Annotated in this window: 17 protein-coding genes and 1 tRNA gene; 8 read left to right on the top strand and 10 right to left on the bottom strand. The window is 62.6% G+C overall.

Annotated elements, in window-relative coordinates; all coding sequences use genetic code 11:
- The first annotated feature begins 6 nt into the window (after nucleotides 1–6).
- From JQ553_RS04370 to JQ553_RS04355, 4 genes are all read left to right on the top strand, one after another.
- Nucleotides 7–810 (top strand): crotonase/enoyl-CoA hydratase family protein, encoded by an 804-nt coding sequence (locus JQ553_RS04370; protein WP_212498622.1) that lies wholly within the window; start codon nucleotides 7–9, stop codon nucleotides 808–810.
- Nucleotides 807–1,229, top strand: coding sequence for a PaaI family thioesterase (locus JQ553_RS04365; protein ID WP_212498621.1), 423 nt, complete (start codon nucleotides 807–809; stop codon nucleotides 1,227–1,229). Before JQ553_RS04370 ends, JQ553_RS04365 begins: the two co-directional genes overlap by 4 nt.
- A 277-nt stretch (nucleotides 1,230–1,506) precedes the next feature.
- On the top strand, nucleotides 1,507–1,785 hold the full coding sequence (locus JQ553_RS04360) for a PepSY domain-containing protein (RefSeq protein WP_212498620.1): 279 nt from the start codon (nucleotides 1,507–1,509) through the stop codon (nucleotides 1,783–1,785).
- Nucleotides 1,786–1,794: 9 nt separating this feature from the next.
- Entirely contained in the window at nucleotides 1,795–2,382 is a 588-nt protein-coding gene (locus tag JQ553_RS04355; RefSeq protein ID WP_212498619.1) for a cytochrome b/b6 domain-containing protein, read from the top strand.
- A gap of 29 nt (nucleotides 2,383–2,411) precedes the next feature.
- Here the strand turns inward: JQ553_RS04355 and JQ553_RS04350 are convergent, their stop codons facing one another.
- Nucleotides 2,412–3,086, bottom strand: coding sequence for an LON peptidase substrate-binding domain-containing protein (locus tag JQ553_RS04350; RefSeq protein WP_212498618.1), 675 nt, complete (start codon nucleotides 3,084–3,086; stop codon nucleotides 2,412–2,414).
- A gap of 29 nt (nucleotides 3,087–3,115) precedes the next feature.
- The gene (trxA, locus tag JQ553_RS04345) at nucleotides 3,116–4,036 is read right to left on the bottom strand and encodes a thioredoxin (RefSeq protein ID WP_212498617.1); all 921 of its coding nucleotides are present in this window, start codon (nucleotides 4,034–4,036) and stop codon (nucleotides 3,116–3,118) included.
- A 393-nt stretch (nucleotides 4,037–4,429) separates the two neighbouring features.
- On the opposite strand from trxA, the gene JQ553_RS04340 reads away from it, so the two are divergent.
- Nucleotides 4,430–4,504: transfer RNA gene (locus JQ553_RS04340), tRNA-Gly, on the top strand.
- A 354-nt stretch (nucleotides 4,505–4,858) separates the two neighbouring features.
- Here JQ553_RS04340 and JQ553_RS04335 read toward each other — a convergent pair.
- Nucleotides 4,859–8,599, bottom strand: coding sequence for a DUF262 domain-containing protein (locus JQ553_RS04335; RefSeq protein WP_212498616.1), 3,741 nt, complete (start codon nucleotides 8,597–8,599; stop codon nucleotides 4,859–4,861).
- Nucleotides 8,600–9,795: 1,196 nt separating this feature from the next.
- On the opposite strand from JQ553_RS04335, the gene JQ553_RS04330 reads away from it, so the two are divergent.
- Both JQ553_RS04330 and JQ553_RS04325 read left to right on the top strand, forming a co-directional pair.
- Nucleotides 9,796–11,076 (top strand): sorbosone dehydrogenase family protein, encoded by a 1,281-nt coding sequence (locus tag JQ553_RS04330; RefSeq protein ID WP_212498615.1) that lies wholly within the window; start codon nucleotides 9,796–9,798, stop codon nucleotides 11,074–11,076.
- A 217-nt stretch (nucleotides 11,077–11,293) separates the two neighbouring features.
- Nucleotides 11,294–11,881, top strand: coding sequence for a cytochrome c (locus JQ553_RS04325; RefSeq protein WP_212498614.1), 588 nt, complete (start codon nucleotides 11,294–11,296; stop codon nucleotides 11,879–11,881).
- 42 nt (nucleotides 11,882–11,923) lie between these two features.
- Here JQ553_RS04325 and panE read toward each other — a convergent pair whose 3' ends face one another.
- The 3 genes from panE to JQ553_RS04310 all read right to left on the bottom strand — a co-directional run bounded on the left by panE (nucleotide 11,924) and on the right by JQ553_RS04310 (nucleotide 14,252).
- On the bottom strand, nucleotides 11,924–12,847 hold the full coding sequence (panE, locus tag JQ553_RS04320) for a 2-dehydropantoate 2-reductase (protein WP_212498613.1): 924 nt from the start codon (nucleotides 12,845–12,847) through the stop codon (nucleotides 11,924–11,926).
- 129 nt (nucleotides 12,848–12,976) lie between these two features.
- On the bottom strand, nucleotides 12,977–13,582 hold the full coding sequence (locus tag JQ553_RS04315; protein ID WP_212498612.1) for a 2-hydroxychromene-2-carboxylate isomerase: 606 nt from the start codon (nucleotides 13,580–13,582) through the stop codon (nucleotides 12,977–12,979).
- A 91-nt stretch (nucleotides 13,583–13,673) separates the two neighbouring features.
- On the bottom strand, nucleotides 13,674–14,252 hold the full coding sequence (locus tag JQ553_RS04310; RefSeq protein WP_212498611.1) for a DUF2239 family protein: 579 nt from the start codon (nucleotides 14,250–14,252) through the stop codon (nucleotides 13,674–13,676).
- 148 nt (nucleotides 14,253–14,400) lie between these two features.
- On the opposite strand from JQ553_RS04310, the gene JQ553_RS04305 reads away from it, so the two are divergent.
- Nucleotides 14,401–15,066: a glutathione S-transferase family protein gene (locus JQ553_RS04305; protein ID WP_212498610.1), complete on the top strand. Its 666-nt coding sequence runs from the start codon at nucleotides 14,401–14,403 to the stop codon at nucleotides 15,064–15,066.
- A 40-nt stretch (nucleotides 15,067–15,106) separates the two neighbouring features.
- On the opposite strand, the gene JQ553_RS04300 is transcribed toward JQ553_RS04305, so the two are convergent.
- From JQ553_RS04300 to ggt, 4 genes are all read right to left on the bottom strand, one after another.
- Complete coding sequence (locus JQ553_RS04300) at nucleotides 15,107–16,462, bottom strand: serine hydrolase (RefSeq protein ID WP_312015084.1); 1,356 nt, start codon at nucleotides 16,460–16,462, stop codon at nucleotides 15,107–15,109.
- 61 nt (nucleotides 16,463–16,523) lie between these two features.
- Nucleotides 16,524–17,399 (bottom strand): NAD(P)-dependent oxidoreductase, encoded by an 876-nt coding sequence (locus JQ553_RS04295; protein ID WP_212498608.1) that lies wholly within the window; start codon nucleotides 17,397–17,399, stop codon nucleotides 16,524–16,526.
- 94 nt (nucleotides 17,400–17,493) lie between these two features.
- Nucleotides 17,494–18,792 (bottom strand): MFS transporter, encoded by a 1,299-nt coding sequence (locus JQ553_RS04290; protein WP_212498607.1) that lies wholly within the window; start codon nucleotides 18,790–18,792, stop codon nucleotides 17,494–17,496.
- A 178-nt stretch (nucleotides 18,793–18,970) separates the two neighbouring features.
- Nucleotides 18,971–20,719 (bottom strand): gamma-glutamyltransferase, encoded by a 1,749-nt coding sequence (gene ggt / locus JQ553_RS04285; RefSeq protein WP_212498606.1) that lies wholly within the window; start codon nucleotides 20,717–20,719, stop codon nucleotides 18,971–18,973.
- Nucleotides 20,720–20,849: the final 130 nt, after the last annotated feature.

Raw genomic sequence — 20,849 nt, 5'->3', positions numbered from 1 at the left:
AACGTCATGGACGATCGTGTCCGGCTCAGCATCGCCAATGGCATCGCCGATGTCCGGTTGAATCGCGCGGACAAGTTGAATGCACTCGACCCGGCGATGTTTAGTGCGATCGCCGATGTCGGCGCGCGGCTCAGGGAAAATAGCCGCGTCCGCGCCGTGGTACTGTCCGGCGAGGGGTCGGCCTTCTGTGCCGGGCTCGACGTGGAGCGCCTGGTCGCAACCACCGAGGGCCAGTCCATCCTGCCCTTCGCAGACCTCGGCAAGCGGACGCACGGCATCGCCAACTTCGCGCAGCATCTGGTCTGGCTTTGGCGGGAGCTGCCGGTGCCCGTCATCGCCGCCGTTCATGGCATCGCATTTGGCGGCGGCCTCCAGCTCATGCTCGGCGCGGACATCCGATACGTCGCGCCCGGCACGCGGCTCGCCGTCATCGAATCCAAATGGGGACTCGTGCCCGACATGGCCGGCACGCAGCTGATGCGCCATCTCGCGCGCGAAGACGTGGTCCGCGAACTGACCTATACCGCCCGTATCTTCTCGGCGGAGGAAGCCCTCGCTTACGGCTTCGCGACGAGGATCACGGATGACCCGCGCGCGGCCGCGCTGCACACGGCGCACGCGATCGCGGACCGCAGTCCCGACGCGATCCGGGCCGCGAAACGGCTGCTCAACCTTGCGGCCGGTTGTGATGCGGCGACCGGGCTTGCGGCCGAAACCGCCGAGCAGGCGCGACTTCTCGGCACGCCCAATCACGTCGAAGCGGTCAGGGCCAATCTCGAGCAACGTGCGCCGCAATGGAGGTTTGCGTGACAGCCAATCCGGGGTTCGATCAGCAGCAGCTTGCTGCGGCCAATGCGTCCGCCGGGTTCAATCGGATGGCCGGATTCGAAATTGTCAGGGCAGCCAATGGCGAGGCCGAGCTTCGCATGTCCTGGCGGGACGACTTCACCCAATTTGCGGGATACCTCCATGCCGGCGTGATCGCCGCGCTGCTTGACACGGCCTGCGGCTTTGCCGCTGCGACGATAGCAGGCTCCGTCACGGCATCGCATTTCTCGATGAACTGCCTGAAGCCGGCCGTCGGCCGCCGTTTCATCGCAAAAGGCACCACGCTGCGCGCGGGACGCAAGCAGGTCTTTGCCCGGGCGGAGCTGTTTGCCGAAAGCGAACAGGGCGAGATCTCGCTCGTCGCAACCGGCGAGACCGTGCTTGTTCCGCTCACTGTCTGAGGTCGATGGCGGGTCCGCCGCACAACGCAACGCCGCGCAGGAGCCGTAGCTGGCGCCGCTCCCTGACGGCAATGGCGGGCCGATCGTCCCCGATGAGGCGTAAGGCCGCAGCGAAGCGGCAAAACCAAATTGCGCGCGGAGACTACAGCGGTTTTCGCGTCCGTTAGAATTTCTCTAAGGAATTCAGGGCGTAGCGCCGCTTGACTCTGCAGCCCCGGCCGCCTCCTTCGGTCCCCGAACGTGTTTTGCGCACGATCGAAACCAAGAGGAGATCTCCGTGAGGGTTATTCGTAGCGTCGTATACGCTGTGTCCGTGCTGTGGTTGATGGGATCGGCCGCCCTGGCCGATGGCTACAAGAATTGCACCAAAGTCGACAAGGCTTCCTGGAAGCCGGCGAGCGAGGCCGAAGCCAAGGCCAAGGCGGCCGGCTACGAGGTGAGGCGGTCGAAGATCGAGGGGTCGTGCTACGAAGTGTACGGCGTCAAGGAAGGCAAGCTCTACGAGCTGTTCTACAGCCCGGAAGACCTCAGCCTGAAGCACACTGTCGCGAAGTAACCGATATCCATGGAAGAGGCGGTGCCAGCGTCGCCGGGTTTGCCCACAGAGGCTCCCGCGCATCGAGTCGCTCCGCGGACGGTGCAGGTCTGGGACTTGCCGCTGCGGCTCTGGCACTGGGCTCTCGCCGTGTGCGTCCTGGTTGCCTGGTTCACGCCCAACGTCCTTGATGGGCTGCACAGGGTGGCCGGCTACTCCGTGATCGGCCTGCTGGTGTTTCGCCTGATCTGGGGCTTCGCAGGCTCGCGCTATTCGCGGTTCAGGATGATCGGCGTCAGGCTTCGCGCCGCGCCGGGCTACATCTGGAATCTTCGGCGCGGCATCAGTGGCCGATATATCGGGCTCAATCCGGCCGGCACCGCGATGCTGGTAGCGTTGCTTGTGTCACTTGCCGTCTCGGCGATATCAGGCGCGATGCAGGTGACCGTGACCTTCTTCGGCGTCTGGTGGGTCGAGGACACCCATGCCTACTCGTCGGATGCCGTCATCATCCTCGTCGTGCTGCACGTCGTGGGCGCAGTCGTGATGGGGATTCTCCAGCGTCAAAACCTGGTGCGGGCGATGATCACCGGACGGAAGCATATCCGCGGCCACTGACGGATCTCAGTCAGCGAGGGGAAGTTGCGCTACTGCACCGGCGGGTCGCCGCTGGTGCGCTTCTTGGCGAGGTCCATCTCGGTGACCGCGATCAGGATCTCGGCGCGGGTCTTCAGATCAGGCGCTTCCAGCATCGCCTGCTTCTCGGCGGGGCCATACGGCGACATCATCGCGAGCGCATTGACCAGCGCCTCGTTCGGCGCGGCATCGATACCCTCCCAGTCGACCTTCAGGTTGTTGGCCTTCAGGAAATCGTTGAGCACGTCGAGCAGGCCCTGACGGTCGACCGCCTCTTCGCCCTTGCGCGCGGTGAAGTCGTCGGCGAACGTGAAGAAATCGACCTTGCACTGGCGGTACAGCGTCAGCACCTTCAGCTCCTCGACGACCTTGAAGCGCGACACGCCGGTGAGCTCGAGGATGTAGCGGCCGTCGCCGGACTCGGCGAGCTGGGTGATGCGGCCGACGCAGCCGATGCGGAACAGCACCGGCGTCTCCTCGTCCGACGAATGCGTCACGTCGGGCTGGATCATGCCGATCAGGCGGTGGCCGTCGCGCAAGGCGTCGTCGACCATCGCGAGATAGCGCGGCTCGAAGATGTTGAGCGGCATCTGGCCGCGTGGCAGCAGCAGCGCGCCGGGCAGCGGAAACACCGGGATTATCTCGGGAAGCTCGCCGGGTCCGCGATATTCGGCATTGATCGGCATTTGCAGTCCCGCTTCCGTACGGGCGGTCGCTACGAGAACAAGATGGTCGACAACCGCTTGCGCCCCTCGACGGTTGCCTCGTCGGCGCCGCCCCATGCCTCGAACAATTGCACGAGCTGCTTGCGCGCGCCATCATCGTTCCACTTGCGGTCGCGCTTGACGATGGCGAGCAACTGCTCGGTCGCCTCAGTGCGCCTACCCATCGCATTCAGCGCGGTCGCGAGGTCGAAGCGCGCCTGATGATCGAGCGGGTTTGCGGCGACTTTCTGTTCCAGCTCCGCGATCGGGCCGACCGACTGCGCCTGCTCGGCGAGATCGATCGCGGCCTGCACCGCCTTCACGGCCGCGTCGTTGCGCTTGGATTCCGAGACCATCGCGAGCGTCTGCTTGGCCTGCTCGACCGCGCCGGTCGTGATGTAGCATTTGGCGAGACCGGCAAGCGCTGCGATGTTGGTGGCGTCGTGCGCCAGCACCTCGGCATAGATCTGCGCGGCCGCGGCGGCATCGCCTTCGGCCAGCACGGCCTCCGCTTCGCTCAGGATTTCGGCAAGATTAGGCTCGCCGGCGGCCGGCACGCCCTTGGTGATCTTCTCGATGAAGGCGTTGACCTGGCTCTCCGGCACTGCGCCCATGAAACCGTCGGCGGGCTGGCCGTTGACGAAGGCGATCACCGCCGGAATCGACTGGATGCCCATCTGGCCGGGGATCGTCGGGTGATCGTCGATGTTCATCTTGACGAGCTTGACCCGGCCCTTGGCGTTGCGCACCGCCTTCTCGAGGAGCGGCGTGAGCTGACGGCAGGGACCGCACCAGGGCGCCCAGAAGTCGATCATCACCGGCTGGCGGCGCGACTCCTCAATGACGTCCTTCACGAAGGTCTGGGTCGTCGTCTCCTTGATGAGATCGGGCGCTGACTGCGGCGTGGAGCCGCCCTGCTCAACTATCGTCACGGTTATCCTCGCCTGGTCCTAACGAATGGGATCGGAAAATTCGGGGGCTGTTCTAGCACGCCTCGAACGCCGGGTTCAGCGGCTCTGTCCGGCTAAATGGCGGTTTGGCCGCGAAATTTCAATCGCTTCCCGGCCTCACCCGTTCCATCGGAAGTCTGGCGGGGAGCCTTGAGACCGCCCTGACGTGGCGAGGCGGCAAAATGGCGGCAAGTCTGGTTACGGCTGACAAGTCGAAGAAATTGTTGCTCCGCCTCGTTTCGGGCCGATTCGCGGTCAATTTTTGAGGAATTCGGGCGATTTCGCGAGGCTCGGGCCGTGCTCTTGTGTTGCATTCACTGTAAGCATTTGGCATAGGTCTGCCGTTGCCGGCGAGCGATCGCCGCCATCTCGGATGCGGGTGTAGCTCAGTGGTAGAGCACGACCTTGCCAAGGTCGGGGTCGAGGGTTCGAGCCCCTTCGCCCGCTCCAGATTTTCTTGGTTTTGAACTACTTCTGACAGGCCGCCGAAAGGCGGCCTTGTCATTTATGTTTTGGGTAAGCGGGGTTAGCAAGAGGCTAGCCTCGCGTCGCTAGGAGTGAACATCGTCGAGCGAAATAAACTCGCACGCTGAAGCCTACGAGCGGATGAATTTCCTATATCAGCGTTACCCGTGCTCGGCCCGCGCAGACAACCTGCCTTGTTCGATGCATTCGGCTGAAGGTGATCAGCCGCGCCACAGGCCTCCGGCTGACTAGGCAGGGCCATTCCACCCCTTCGGGCGACGAGTGCTAGTGAAGGAAATTTGCGGGCTTCAAGGTTTGATGCGGTGTCGAGGGCGCGGTTTACGTCTTTCCTCGTAGGATCTCCAACACGTCAGCACATGCGACGCTCGCGCGAAGAAGGCGGTCAGGGCCAACCTCGCGGACATGAGCGATCTCATTGCGGACGGGTGCGATTTGGTTGACGGCAGACAGAAGCCGCTGCTTCACGTCTGGGGCGCCGCCCAAACGTTGACGAGCAGCCTGTTGTGACTCTGGCGCGAAGAGCAGGGGCGGGATCTGACCTAGGTAGAGGTAGTCGACGATGCTCAGCGGCTCCGATCCTGCGGGCCGTGCCCGGAGCGCACGCGTAAGGTTTTCACGCTCACGCTCAGGAAGTGCGTCCTCAATTCTTTTCGCAGCTGCCCCGCTGAAACGTTCCGCATACACCTCACGGAGAACGTTGCGTAGCGCGCGCTCGGTCTCCGCGATGCGTTGCCACACTGTGTCAGCCCCCGGGAGAAACCAGGGCGGCGTAAGGGGCGGGGAATCTGCCTCGCCGCCGAGCTGCCGGAACGCCACACGAATGATGTCGGCCATTCTGCTCCGCCGCCCACGAAGGAATTCCGTGTAATCCATCGACTCCCATCCCAATGGAAGGGCGTGCTCAGCGCACATTCGGCCCCATCGGTCGTCGTCGATTTCCAGCTTCTGGCGTAGACGCGGAACATAGTACGCCGGCCCCTGCCCACTGATCACGCTATTCTCGTGCCAACCGACGTCCGCCAAATTAGCCACCTGGTTGACGAGGCGACGGTCCCGGACCCCGTTCGCATGGAGCCAAGCCGTCGGAAATAAATGGTGCGCTTCACTGGCGGCGCGCATTCCATCTGAGGGTGGGTCGAGCAGGTTCCGAAGAAACTGATCCGAGAAAAGCGCCCGCGTTCCGAGAACGATTTGGGCTGCCCGAAATGCAAGAGCCGCGGGAGCTCTTCCTTTCTCCGTCTCCAGGGCCGAGACCAAAGACTGGGTCCAGTAGTCGCCGGTAAGGGTCTCACCCATCGCATCGTCGAGCGCGCGTATGAAACCGTCACTGTCGTCCGGTTCCAGCTTGGGGACCCTCGCCAAATCTTGCTCAAAGATAGTTTCCGACGACGCTGAGTAGCGTGCTGTAAGCAACGATCCGAAGACCCAGCGGGCAACTATCTCATCGAGCTTGCTCTTTGCGACGCCCGCCCTTCGACCGAGAATGTAGAAAGCATAGCCGTTCACGATCGCGTTTTTAGAAGCGATGAGCGCTTGGCTCACAAATCCCGCATGCTGCACGCGAAGCAGGTAGTCTCGCCAGGGAGTGGTTTCCATGCACTGCTTCGCGGCGTCGTCAAGTCGGTCTAGGCGCTTGCGGCGCTCGGCCGGATCCGCTTCGCCCGTCGTCGGATCGACGCCGCGAAGATAGCTGTAGATGGCCGACATTCGCGCGCGACCAAACGCAACGCCGCATACGGCCCGTAGAAGCTGTTGAGTATCAATCGTGATCACTGTCCCGTGGGACATTGCGCGCGCACGTTCCTCGATTCGGTCGCGCAACTCTCCATGAAACACCGAGAGAAGCGTTAGGACAAAGTCGGCTTGCCCAAGGCGCGTTCCTTGGTTGTTGATGCGCACGAAGATCTCGGCGATATCTGCGTCCGTGATCTGGTCATCCTGCGTTGCGGCGGTCTTGCGAATGTCGACTATTGGAAAACGGTAGTCAGCGATCGCTTGCGCGCGACCAAGATTGCGGTCTACGGCATCCTCGTAAGCGTCATCGACGATACGTCCCTTATCCCGAAGTGCGTTGATGAGATCGCGTCGTATCTGTCCGGTGAGACGCTTTCCATCCCAGAGTTCAGTCACATTGGGCAGGAACTCTGGGTCATTGCGGATTGCAGCGTCGGCAACTTCGAATCGCCCATCGCGCGGTCGAAACGCGATCTGAATTTTGCGCATTGAGCCGTCTTTGCCGACGACGTCAGCACCTCTCATCACGGCGTATAGCGACGTGAGGCGCTGCTGACCATCGATAACGAGACTCGTGGCTCTGAGGCCTGGTCTCTCTGATCCGATGACACGACCATCCTTGTCGTCGGACGTTTGCCAAAAAACAAGCGTGCCCACGGGGAAACCCACGAAGAGGGAGTCGAGAAGTTGGCGCGCCGCTGTGTCTTCCCAGACGAAGGGCCGCTGCAGGTCAGGTAAAGCGATGATCTCACGCTCAATGTCGCTCATGAGCGAAGCAATCGAGCGCTGACCGAGCTCGAATATTGGTGCCCGTCCGCGAACTCGTGGCTCACGCGAAATGCTCGGATCTTCCTCGCCCGCTGTATCATCGCGCTGTTCGGTGTCTTGCGTGTCGGTGACAGGCTGAGGTAACTCGCGGCCTACGACGGAGGCGATGTACGTTACAGCTTCAGGGACGTGATCTTCTAGGCTGACCGAACGCCGCACGCGAACCGTCGCCTCTTCGATGAAGTTGGAAAGCGCATCTTTGAGCAGGGAGGTAGCTTCGGCCGCGCGCTCCACCGAGAACGAAAGAGTGATAGCTCCGGCGATCTGCCTAACCTCGACCTCCTTCTCGGCGTTAGCTCCGATGGCCTTGCGGACGCCTTCACTAATGGGTCCAATCACGCTGGCTCGAATTCTAAACGGCGAAATTGAACAGGCAAGAAGACGGCCGACAAAAACTCGGAGTCCGCGTTCCTTTTCTCTCACGTACCACGCGTTGCCACGCTCTTCATCCGCGGTCTCGATGACCAACGCCAGTAACCGAAGCGCCTCGCGGCGAGTCGTCTCATTGGGAATTTCCAGTTCAAGCTTCTTGCGGATTCTTTCTCCGACCCCCGGGCGCTCATTCCAGGTGCCATCAGCAGCGTTAAATCTTGCGGGTGGCTCATTATCCGGGATCTTGAACCGTGAGCGGCTCTTTCGCAATTCTGCAATTTCTGGATTCCGGCGATCCAAGGAAGCATTGTCATCGGATTTTCGCCACATAGCTTCCAGCGGCGCGAGATAGAAATCGAGTTCGTCGGTGTTGTTCTCAGACTGTAGGACTTTACGAATTTCAAAGATGGATTTGTCTAACCCGCAGGGTGATGGCCTGGATGCGCCGGGATTTCCGTCGAGCTTCGATGCGAAAGCTGCATAGATTTGTTTCTTGTGGTTTCGACTACAGATTCGCTCAAAAGAGTTCGGATAGCAGAAATAGAGAAACATGTGCCGGAAGCCCCGAACATCGCCCCCTTTGATGTTGGTCACCCATTGACAAAGGCCCCACGGATTCTCCTGGAGCAATGATAATTGCTCAGAGCTCGAAAGAGACTTCCACGCATCCACAACCGTTAGCAGAAACCCGAACTCACGCCAGATTCCCGTTAGGAATGAAGTGCCCGGATTTGCGAACCCTCTGAGGCAATCGTCGCTGAGGTGTGGTGACTCTGGCAGCGTTTCGTTCGAAAAACCCCAGACGTCAGAGACGCGCTCTCGTTTCGTTTCGACGCCATAATATTTTTCGTAAACAAACAATAAAAGGATCCAAATAGCTTCAGCAGCTAGCTGGCTAATCTCAGGTGCGGCGTTAGCAATCTGGGCATGAAGTTTTTCGTAAAATGGTCGGTCATCTTGAAGTGGGTGGTCTACGAAGAGCGTCTTGAGCTGGCCAATATTTTGTTTCGTCCAAAGGCGACGATGGGAAAACAGGCTACCATCTCTTTGCAGACAAATTTCCTTCCAGGCGGTTGCCGCCTTCAAGACAGTGGCTGAGTGCTTCAGGCCTGTCCAAATCGCCAAAGCCTAGCCCCCCTAAGGTACCAGAGACCTTTGTAACAGCCGTGTTGGGAATTCTTGGAATCGAAGGCCTTCGCTTAACGGCGCTCCTGGTAATCGGACAGACCGTGCCAAATCGGATTGACCCAGATCAAAGCACTCGGCGATTCGGACGCAATCCGAGAGCACGCACCGATTCGTAGCCGTAGTCTATGATGAGTGTGACCGTTTCCATGGCCCACGTTCCGAGAGACGCGCCAGCGGATTGGCGTGTCCTGCCATCCCGGCCAGCTTTGCGGACCTTCGGCCTTTGAAAAGGGAACTTCACTGGCCAATCATACGCGAATTGCCGATTCACCTGCGTGAAGGTGATCGGCGCGCCGGAGAGCCCGTGAGCGCGCAATCGGTTGGATCGCAGAGATGGCTTGCCAGCGCTCCCCTTTGCCTTCAGACCCCGGTGCCTGCCCAAGGGAGCGATACCCTTTACGTAGGTGAGCCTACCTCCAAGTAAGCCAACGGTGCGGACAGCGGCCGTCTATCCGCCCGCGATTGATCTCAAAGGTGCTGGCTTTTTTTGGGCAAGCCTTTTGCACCCGATAATGAACCCGATCTGCTCCGTCCGGCTTTGCCGCGTCGATAGTTCGCTTCGTCAGCTTCATACTGTCCGTTTCGCTGTCGAGCGCCGGAAGCTAAGTTTTATTAGAGATTTGAATGCTTTAGCTTGCCACTGGTATTGCCGGAAACCCCTTGTCCACTACCTTGCCAAGGTCGGGGTCGAGGGTTCGAGCCCCTTCGCCCGCTCCAGATTTCCCACCGTCCGAGTTGAGAGCTTGATGAAGCCTCGCACTCCGATGCGGGCTGTTTGCCTTTTCCAACGTCCAAACCTCGGTCGCCTCCCTCCGCTTCACTCTTTGCCACAGCAGCCGGCTGACCGCGCCACCGGCACGCATCAGACGGGAGTGATCGGTCGATCAACCGGCCCGCTCGATCGCGACATCGTTGCTTCGGTCGTCGTAATGGACCGGGGCTCCATCCGCGCAAGAAAATTCTTTCAACGCGTTTTGATCGCGGCGCATCACGACAGCTCCACTTCTCAGCCTCGTTGGATGTGCTACCATTTTGCGGTCTGACCTACCTCGCAGACCGCCACATTCATCTCTCAGGGCGTTCAAATAAATAACAGACGCAAGCTGCAACGGCTTGCATAGGGGAGTCACGCGATGAAATCGGCCTTCAATCGATCCATACTTGCGTTCGCGGCGATCGCGTTCTTGGCGGGGACCACCTTCGCCAGTGCGCAACAGCAGCCGCAGGCGGACAAGAACCGGGCGCTGAAGAAATACGAATCAGGCACCAAGGAATTCTGGACCCATCCGCCGGATGACTGGTTCCTCGGCGACGAGACCGAAGCGCAGAAGGGCCTTGCCCCGCCATCCGGCCCGCCGACCGGTTCCTCCGACGCCGAGCTCGCGGCGATGATGAAGAAGATCAAGCTGCCGCCGGGCTTCAAGATCGAGGTTTATGCCTCAAACGTGCTTGCCGCGCGTCAGATGGCCTGGGGCGACAAGGGCACGTTGTTCGTCGGCTCGTTCGGCCTCGGCAACGTCTATGCGATCAAGGACAACAACGGCAAGAAAGAGGTCAAGACGATCCTCAAGGGCCTCAACATGCCCACTGGCCTCGCCTTCCGCGATGGCGCGCTCTATGTCGTCGCGGTCGACAAGCTGATCAGGTATGACAACGCCGAAGCCAATCTCGACAATCTCGGCAGCGGCAAGGTGGTGTACGACGACATGCCGTCCTACGCCGCGCATGGCTGGAAGTACATCGCCGTCGACAAGGACGGCTGGTTCTTCCTGCCGTTCGGCCCGCCCTTCAACATCGGCATCCCGCCGACCAGCCTTTCGCAGATCCGCCGCGTCGATCCGAAGACCGGCAATGCGGAAATCTGGGCGCTCGGCGTGCGCAACTCGGTCGGCGGCGATGTCGATCCGCGCACCGGCAAATACTGGTTCACCGAAAACGCCCGCGACTGGATCAGCGACGATCTGCCGAGCGACAAGCTCAACATGATCAACAAGATCGGCGAGCATTTCGGCTATCCCTATTGCCACCAGGGCAATCTGCCGGATGACAAGTTCGCGATGGGTCACAAGTGCTCGGAGTTCACCCCGCCGGTGCTCAATCTCGGTGCCCACGTGGCTCCGCTCGGCATGAAGTTCTATACCGGCAATCAATTCCCCGCCGACTACAAGAACAACATCCTGATTGCCGAGCACGGCTCCTGGAACCGGCATAAGTACCAGGGCGCGCGGATCGTGCGCGTGATCGTCGGGCCCGACGGCAAGAACGCCAAGCAGGAAGTCTTCGCATCCGGCTGGATCGAGGGCGACCAGGGCTATCTCGGCCGTCCCAACGACATCCTGCTCGACAAGGACGGCTCGATCCTCGTTGCCGACGACTGGGCCGGTGCGATCTATCGCATCAGCTACAAGAAATAATAACGGCTGAACTCAGGTGAGGCTGCGGTGGCCGACGAGGCGGCCGCAGCCTCTTCTGCGTGATAGGGCAAGCCGGCCGCGGAACCGAGTCGTCATGCCCGGACTTGATCCGGGCTTCCATCCAAATGAAAGACCCTTGCAAGCGAGATGGATTGCCGGTTTTCCCCGATCAGGTGGGGGACCGGCGTTCAGCAATGACAGTCGGAGAAAACCAGCAATGCGAGTTGCGTCGATCGGAATCCTGTCAGCGGCAATCCTGTTGACGTCGTTTGCTCATGCCGCGGATGTCGCTGCCGGCAAGGAGAAGGCCGCGCTCTGCGCCGGCTGTCACGGCGAGAACGGCATCTCGGAGATGGAGAACGTTCCCTCGCTCGCGGGGCAGCTCGACCAGTACATCCAGTGGCAGCTCGTGTTTTTCCGCGCCGGCGCGCGCAAGAACGAGCAGATGCAGCCGATCGTCGAACAGCTCAACAACGAGGACATCCGCAATCTCGGCGCCTATTTCGCCTCGCTGACACCATTCGAGGGAGCAAACGACGACAATCCGGATCTGTCCGAGAAGGGCAAGCAGGCCGCGGCGGGTCGCCGTTGCGCCTCATGCCACACCGACACCTATGCCGGCACCAAGGCGGTGGCGCGCATCGCCGGCCAGCGCGAGGAATATCTCGTCAAGGCGTTGCACGATTACAAGTCCGGCGCACGCTCCGGCGGCGCCCAGGCCGTGATGGCCGACGTAGCCTATCCGCTCAGCGATGAGGAGATCACCGCGCTGGCGCACTATCTCTCGCATCTGAAGGGCGAGTAGCGAATAGCGAGTGGCGAATAGCGAACGGAGGATCTCTATTCGCTATTCGGCAACCCGCTGCTTCTCATATGCTTTGAGATGCGTATAGGCCGTGCGGAGCTTCGGCACCGGAATCTTGGCGGCGTCGGCGCGCACGATCAGGTCGCCGATCACATGATCGGCCTCGACAGGTAGCCCCGCCTTGATGTCGCGGAACATCGACGCCGTCATCGGCGAGCCTTCGGTCGTCAACATCCCGCGGGCGCGCTGGAAGAACGGGCCGCCGGGCGCGTGGCCGGCGTCGGCGGCAATCGCGCTGCATTCATCGAGGATGCCGAGCAGGAAGTCGTTGCCGCCCGGCGCCGCCAGGATGTTGCCGACCGAGGTGCGCATCAGGCTGGTGGAAGCGGCGAGCGAGGCGAGGAACACCCACTTCTCCCACATGTCCTGCATGACGTTCTCGCTGGCGGCGGCGCCGTTGATGGAGGAGAACGTGTCCGCGATCGCGCGCACCCGCTCCGACATCCCGCCCGCGCGTTCGCCGAAATTGAGCGACTGCATCGGTGCAAGCTGCACCACCTCGCGCGCCTCGTTGAGCGTCGCCGCGATCGCGCAGAGCCCGCCGAGCACGCGGGGCGCGCCGAACTTCCGCTCGAGGATGTCCAGATGCAGCATGCCGTTGAGAACCGGGATGATCGCAGTCTTGTCGCCGACGGCAGGCGCAAAAGACCTGATGGCATCCTCAAGGTCGAACGCCTTGCAGCTCAACAGCACGACATCGAATTGTCCGGAGAGCTTGTCTGCCAGAACCGTCGGCGGGCTCTTCAGCGTCGCATCGCCGTTCGGGCTCTTGATCACGAGGCCGGCGGATGCGAGCTCGGCGGCGCGCTTGGGTCGCACCAGGAAGGTGACATCGCGGCCGGCCTCCAGCATCCGGCCGCCAAAGTAACCGCCGATCGCGCCGGCGCCGACCACGAGAACGCGCATGGGGTTTGGTCCTTCTTTGTTGTTTGCCGGGAGAATGGGCGAATGGCGAATGGGGAATAGCGACTAGAATATAGATGCTAGCGCGCCATTCGCTACTCGCTATTCACTATTCGCCGTTCGCTGATCTCGCTACCTTCCCGAAATCAATTCCTCGACGTCGCGCAGTTGCTCCTTGCCGAAGAACATTTCATTGCCGACGAAGAAGGTCGGCGAACCGAAGGCGCCACGCTCAACGGCGGATTGGGTGTTCTCGATCAGCCTGGCCTTGACGTCGGCATCCTGTGCCCGTGCGAACAGCTTTGCAGCGTCGAGGCCCGAGGAGGCGATGGCCTGGCGGGCGACCTCGGGATCGTCCATCTTCTTGGGCTCGACCCACATGTGATGGAACGCCGCCTCGACATATTTCTCGAGCACGCCCTCGAACTGCGCGGCGACGGCGGCGCGCATCAGGTTGAGCGTGTTGACCGGGAAGAACGGGTTCCAGTTATAAGGTTTGACGTTGAAGCGCTTGATGAAGCGCCGGGTCTCGATCTTCTGGAATTCCGGCTTGTTCTTGATGCCGGCGAGCGTTTCAGCGGGCGATCTGTTGTTTGTGGCCTTGAAGATGCCTCCGAGCAGAATCGGCACATATTCGAATCTCACGCCGATGCGCCTCTCGATCGCCGGGATCGCCTCATGGCTGAGAAAGGCGTTGGGACTGCCGAAATCGAACAGGAATTGCGGATTCTGGCTCACGGCGGTCTCCCTCGAATCGGCGGCTCTTATATGATCTTTATCATTTCAACCAACCTAGCTTTTCGCTTTGGCGGGATCAACCGGCCCCGGCTCAGGTCTCGCGATGGAATGCCTGTCCAGCGAGATTCGCAGCATGATCGCGAATGTCGTCCGGCCATTCGGTGATCAATTTTTCGAAACGGGTCTTGTCGTTGGCAAACAGCGCACGGATCGCTTCCTCGTAATGCGGCCGGTTGCCGGCCATGGTCGTCATGAAGCGATACGCCGCGTCCTGGGCCAGGCGGGCGCAGTCCTTGTCGCCGCCATCGCGCCGGGCCTCGTCGATCAGCTTGCGGATCGCAACCGAGGCGCCGCCCTTCTGCTGTGCGAGCCAATCCCAATGCCGCGGCAGCAGCGTGATCTCGCGCGCGACCACGCCGAGCCGTGGGCGGCCCGGCCCGCGCACCGCGCTCGCGACACGCGCATCCTGCGGTTCCGGCAGGCGAGCCAGCACGTCGTCGACCGAGCCGCGGAAGTCGATATCGACCAGACCGGAGGAGCGGCCGTCGAACACCAACACCGCGGCATCGTTGCGCCGGTCAAGCTGCTGCTTGGCGGCGCGGGCGACATCGCGGAGGTCGCCGGCGGCGATGCGGCGCTCACCCTCGAAAGCAATGTAGGCTGGACTCACGACGAAGGACTCCAAGCTGCCGGATATTACCCGGGTAAATTGTATCTGTCACGATCAATCCGATGGACTCTACCCGCAAGCCCGTCTCGACTTTGTCGCGTCCGGCTGGCACCAAGCGCCGCTCAGGCGCGCATTTCAGGGGACGCCAATGCTGACGGTTCATCATCTCAACAATTCCCGCTCGCAGCGCGTGCTGTGGCTGATCGAGGAACTCGGCCTGCCCTACGACATCGTGCGCTATCAGCGTCAGTCAGACTTGCGCGCGCCGCAGGCCTTGCGCGCGATCCACCCGCTCGGCAAGTCACCCGTGATCGCCGATAGAGGCAACACCGTCGCGGAGTCGGGTGCGATCCTCGAATACATCATCGGTACCTACGGCAACGGCCGGCTGATCCCGCCGCCGAACACGCCCGAGCGTCTGCGCTATACCTATTGGCTGCATTATGCCGAGGGCTCGGCGATGACGCCCTTGCTGCTGAAGCTCCTGTTCACGCTGATGCCGAAGCGCGCGCCGGCGCTGCTGCGGCCGCTGGTGCGCAAGGTCTGCAACCAGGCGCTGACTGCGGTGGTCAATCCGCAGCTCAAGCAGCATATGGCCTATTGGGAGAGCGAACTCGGCAAGAGCGAGTGGTTCGCGGGCAACGAGTTCAGCGGCGCCGACATCCAGATGAGCTTTCCGCTCGAAGCCGCAGCCGCACGCGGCGGGCTCGGGGACGGGCACCCCCGATGCGTCGCGTTCCTCGATCGCGTCCATGCGCGGCCCGCCTATGTCCGCGCACTTGAAAAGGGCGGCCCGTACGAGGTCGGCCGATAGTCAGGCGCCGCTCATGCCCGGTCCGCAGCGCAACGCGCAGTCACGGCTGGAGAGCCGCGATGACTTCTTTCACGAGGCGAGCGAGGCCGCGCATGTCGCCGCTGGGATCGACGCTGTCTCCGAGCCTCACGACGACGAGGCGCTGCGTCGGCATCACCACGATGCGCTGGCCAAGATCGCCTGATGCAAAGAACGCGTCGCGCGGGATGCCGAGCCGGGCGCGTGCTTTGGCGTTCGGATGCTCGCTGCGGTTGGTCCAGAAGCCTGCGCCGTAGTCGGTGTCGAGCGTTGCCGCTGCCGAGAAATCCACCCAGTCCTCGTGCAGCATCCGCCTGCCGCCGACCACACCGTCGTTGAGATAGAGCAGCCCGAACTTGGCCCAATCCCGCGCGCTGGCGAGCATGTAGGTGGAGCCGAGCAGCGTGCCCGCACCGTCGAATTCGAGCGTGACATTGCGCATGCCGAGCGGATTGAACAATTCGCGCCAGGCGAAGGCGAGCGCCTTCTCGGGTCCGCCGGTCGCGTCGCGGATGATGCGCGCGAGCACCTGCGTCGTGGGACTGGAATAGCGCCAGCGCTTGCCGGGTGGAGCGACGCTCGGCGCATTGACGGCAGTGGCGGCGGTGTCAGGCTCGAGATAGATCGTCTGGCTCGACGGATCGAACCCGGAGTTGGTCTCGTCGAGCGCCAGCCCGGTGGTCATACGCAGCAAGTGCTCGACCTCGATCTCGCGCCGCGGATCGGATGCACCACGCCATTCGGGAATCGGCGCCGGAAGCGAGGGGGAGGTCAGGCCCTGCTGGGTCAACAGCCCGATCAGCGCGTTGACGACGGATTTCGTCATCGAGAATCCAAGCAGCTGTGTGTCGACGCCCACGCCGTTGGCATAGCGCTCGGCGATCACCTTGCCCTCGCGGACCACGACAACCGCCTTGGTCCTGCGGAACGGCGGCTCGACGGGTTCCTCGAAAGCGTGATCAAGCGCAGCCTTCAGCGCGGGAGCTTCCGGTTCGACGATTTCCGATCCTGCGATCTCGGGCAGCAGCGCTGGTGCCTTCGGCGTCCTGAGCGCATCGAGATCGCTTTTGAGGAAATAGGGCGGTTTTGATCCATTCAGGAGAACGCAGCCGAACCCCTCACGGAACACGGCACGGCTGGTCAGCCCAAGCGCGGACGTATCGACGGTCCTCGCGGCGCGATCGAGCCGGAACGTCAGCACCGGCCTCAGCCGTCGAAGGCCTTCGCGTTCCATCGTTTCCGCAAATACGGCTTGTGGATCGAAGCCGGAGACGAACGTCTTCGAGCAGACATTATGCGCGACCACGGCCGTGGCGACGCGGATCGCGCGATCGACGCGGAAGTAGGCAGCGGCGACCAATGGAACTGCCAGTCCCACCGCGACAGCCGTTCGAAGCCGCCAGCCCACCATTCCTCCGTTCACCGAACCCGCGTCGTCATTACCTCGATGGCAGCGGCTGCACGGTGACGCCGGGCGGCGGCACGTCGTCATCGGGGACGAAGAAATCCGACATCAGCGGCACCGAGCGATCGACGCGATAGGGCTCGAAGTCACGCACACCGGCGGCATAGAGCACCTTGTCGTCGATGCAGAATTGGCCGGTGAACTCGCGCGACGGCTTGGTGACGATGGCATGGGCCGCGTCGCCCATGATGTCAGGCGTCCGGCTGGCACGCATCATGGCATCGCCGCCGAGCAGGTTGCCGACTGCGGCGGTCGCGATCGTGGTGCGCGGCCACAGTGCATTGACGGCGACGCCGGCGGGTTTCAGCTCACCGGCAAGCCCCAGCACGCACATGCTCATGCCGAACTTCGCCATGGTGTAGGCAGTCGAATTCTCGAACCATTTCGTCTTCATGTCGAGCGGCGGCGACAGCATCAGGATGTGGGGATTCTGCGCTTTCTTCAGATGCGGGATGCAATATTTCGACACCATGAAGGTGCCGCGGGTGTTGATGCCCATCATCAGGTCGAACCGCTTCATGTCGGTCGCCTGCGAGTTGGTCAGGCTGATGGCGCTGGCATTGTTGACGCAGATGTCGATGCCGCCGAACGCGGCGACGGTCTTTTCGATCGACGCCATCACCTGCGCCTCGTCACGGATATCGCAGACCACCGGCAGCGCGTTGCCGCCGGCGGCGCGAATCTCGTCGGCAGCGGTGTAGATCGTGCCCTTGAGCTTCGGATGCGGTTCGGTCGTCTTCGCGGCGATCGCGATGTTGGCACCATCACGCGCCGCCCTGAGCGCAATCGCAAGCCCGATGCCGCGGCTTGCACCCGAGATGAACAGCGTCTTGCCTTTGAGTGATGTCATGGAAGCCTCCTGTGAGGGACGCACAAGACGACGACCCTCGCTCCCTGTGGAATCGGGTTGGGGCGAGGGTATCTCTCCGCGCGGTCATCGTGCCTCAGCTGTCGGCATGAAGCACACGCCCGCGCGTCTCGGGCAGCGCGTAGGCGGCAATGAAGAATACGCCATAGGCCGCCACCGCGAAGATCGCGATCGCGTTGGCAAGCGACGTCGTGGTCGAGAGCGCACCGACCAGGAACGGGAACAGCGCGCCGATGCCGCGGCCAAAATTGTAGCAGAAGCCCTGGCCCGAGCCGCGCAGCCGCGTCGGATAGAGTTCGGTGAGGAACGCGCCCATGCCAGAGAAATAGCCCGAGGCGAAGAAGCCGAGCGGGAAGCCCAACACCCAAAGCACCTCGTTGGAGAGCGGGAGCTGGGTATAGAGCAACACCACGGCGATGGCGCCGAGCGAGAAGGTCAGGAACAGGTTGCGGCGGCCGATCCGGTCGGCCAGCCAGGCGCCGACGAGATAGCCGACGAAGGAGCCGATGATCAGGGTCGCGAGATAGCCGGTCGAGCCCACCACTGAAAGCTTGCGCTCGGTGGTGAGGAAACGCGGCACCCAGAACGTGATCGCGTAATAGCCGCCCTGCATGCCGGTTCCAACCAGGGATGCCAGGATCGTGGTCTTCAGGATCGGACCGTGAAAGATTTCCCACAGTGCGGGGCCGCCGCCGGACGCCTGATGCTGCGCCCGCGCCGCGGCGGAGATTTCCGGCTCGGTGACGTAACGGCGGAGATAAAACACGAGCAGCGCGGGCAGCGCGCCGATCACGAACATCCAGCGCCAGGCGCTTTCCGCCGGCAGGATCGAGAACAGCACCGCTTGCGCCAGCACGGCAAGGCCCCAGCCGACCGCCCATCCGGATTGCACGGAGCCTACCGCGCGCCCGCGATATTGCGGGCGGATGGCCTCGCCCATCAGCACGGCGCCGGCGGCCCATTCGCCGCCGAAGCCGAGGCCGAGCAGTGCTCGCGCGACCAGCAGCTGTTCAAAGTTCTGCACGACGGCGCAGACCAGCGAGAAGAAGGAGAACCAGAGGATGGTGAGCTGCAGCGTCTTCACCCGGCCGATGCGGTCGGAGAGATAACCGCCGAGCCAGCCGCCGACCGCGGACGCCAGCAACGTCACGGTGCCCGCGAGCCCGGCGGTGCCGGCATCGACCTTCCACAGCGCAATGATCGTGCCGATCACCAGCGGATAGATCATGAAATCCATGCCGTCGAGCGCCCAGCCCGATGCGCAGGCCCAGAAGGTGCGCCGCTCCGGCAGGTTCATGTCGCGATAGAAGGCGAGGAGGCTTGTGTCTTCGATCTCGGCGACTTCAATTGCCCTGGATGGCTCGGCCGTACTCATGCGCATTTCCTCGGAGGAACTTGTCGCCGGCTCTTTGGCATCCGCGGCCGGACCAGGACGGAGAGCGGCCAATTTATAGCGATGTGACCGCGCGCGCAAAGGCGCATCGACGCGGCGCTATGTCTAATCTCTATGGCTCAGGACGGCCGGCTGACTTGCGCTTCGTCAACCCTGTGTTTCATTGCGCGGCTGCTTCCGACCCACGCGTGCGCGGATCCGCCCCGCCACGCGGGCCGTCGGGGGTGACAAGAATCGAATTGGCGGAGGAATAGCCGAGCGGCTCGACCAGTCTGTGGCCCTTGGCCCTCAATTCGGCGAGCACATCGTCGGGAAAGCCGCGCTCGACCCGGACTTCATCGGGCAGCCATTGATGATGCAGCCGAGGCGCTGCGACGGCGGCGGCGACGTCCATCCGGTAGTCGATGACGTCGACGATCACCTGCGTCACCGCCGAGATGATGCGGCTGCCGCCGGGCGAACCCGTCACCAGCACCGGCTTGCCGTCCTTCAGCACGATGGTCGGTGACATCGACGACAATGGCCGCTTGCCCGGACCGGGCAGGTTGGCCTCGAAGCCGACCAGGCCGAAGGCATTGGAGGCGCCGGGAGCGGCGGTGAAATCGTCGAGCTCGTTATTGAGCAGCACGCCGGTGCCTTCGGCGACCAGGCCGAGGCCATAGGGGAAGTTGAGCGTGTAGGTGTTGCTGACCGCGTTGCCTTTGGCGTCGATGACGGAATAGTGCGTGGTGTTGCTGCCCTCGCGCAGCGGCCTCGCATCCAGCGAGCCGGCCCAGGGCGTGGCGCGCGTGAGATCGATGCTGGCGCGTTGCTTGGCCGCGTAATCCTTGGCGATGAGGATCTGCGTCGGCGCGTCGACAAAGGCGAGATCGCCGAGAAGGCGCGCCCGGTCCGCATAGCCGCGCTTCATCGCCTCGATCATGACATGCAGCGAGGCTGCCGAGCCCTGCGTCATGTCGGACATCGGAAAGCCTTCCAGGATGTTCAGGATTTCCAGGAGGACGATGCCGCCGGATGACGGCAGCGGCATCGAGACGATGTCATAGCCGCGATAGGTCCCGCGCACCGGCGCGCGGATGACCGCCCGGTAGGATTTCAGGTCGTCGAGGCTGATGATGCCGCCGGCGCCCCTGATGGCCTTGACGAGCTGTTCGGCGACCGCGCCCTCGTAGAAGGCCCGCGGGCCCTGCTCGCAAATCGCCGTCAGTGTCGCCGTCAGATCGCTCTGGATCAGCAGGTCGCCCTCGTGCAGCGGCGTGCCGTCGGCGCGGGAAAAGATGGTCGCTGAGTTCGGCCAGCGTGACATGCGGCGATACATGTCGGGCAGCGTATCAGCGGTGTCATCGGTGACGACAAACCCGTCGCGCGCCAGATCGATCGCGGGCTTGAGGATCTGCGCCAGCGTGAACTTGCCGGAGCCGTACTTCTCCAGCGCCAGCGCCAGGCCGGCGACCGTACCAGGCACACCGATGCCGAGCGCGGAGTTGCGCGACTTGTCGGGATCGGGCTTGCCGTCGGCACCCAGGAACATGTCGGATGTCGCGGTCTGCGGCGCGGTCTCGCGATAGTCGATCGCGACGTCCTCGTTGCGCTCGGCGAGATGGATGACCATGAAGCCGCCGCCGCCGATATTCCCGGCGCGCGGATAGGTGACCGCCATCGTAAAACCGGTTGCGACCGCGGCGTCGACCGCATTGCCGCCTTGCCGCAGGATGTCGGCCCCGATCCGCGCCGCGAGATTTTCCTGCGCCACCACCATGCCGCCTTCGGCGGCCACGCTGCGAACGGAGCCCGCGACCGGCGGCACGTAGAAGCGGCGCTGCTGCTGCCCGAATGCGGTGGTGGAGACCGCGGTCGCCACAAGGAGAGCGGCAAACAGCCTTCGCGAGATCATTGCGGCACGCGCCATCGAAAATTCCAGCTCCGTTCGTTGTCGATGCGACCAGGGTAAAACATTCGCAGAACCGCCGCATGCTATACGGGGACGAAATCGGCGGGCAAAACGCGTGTTCGTGATGCGACGTATAGGGATAGGGCTC

The sequence above is a fragment of the Bradyrhizobium lablabi genome (assembly GCF_018131005.1).
GTDB classification, from domain to species: Bacteria; Pseudomonadota; Alphaproteobacteria; order Rhizobiales; family Xanthobacteraceae; genus Bradyrhizobium; species Bradyrhizobium lablabi_D.
This window is presented reverse-complemented; position numbering and strand designations above follow the sequence as displayed.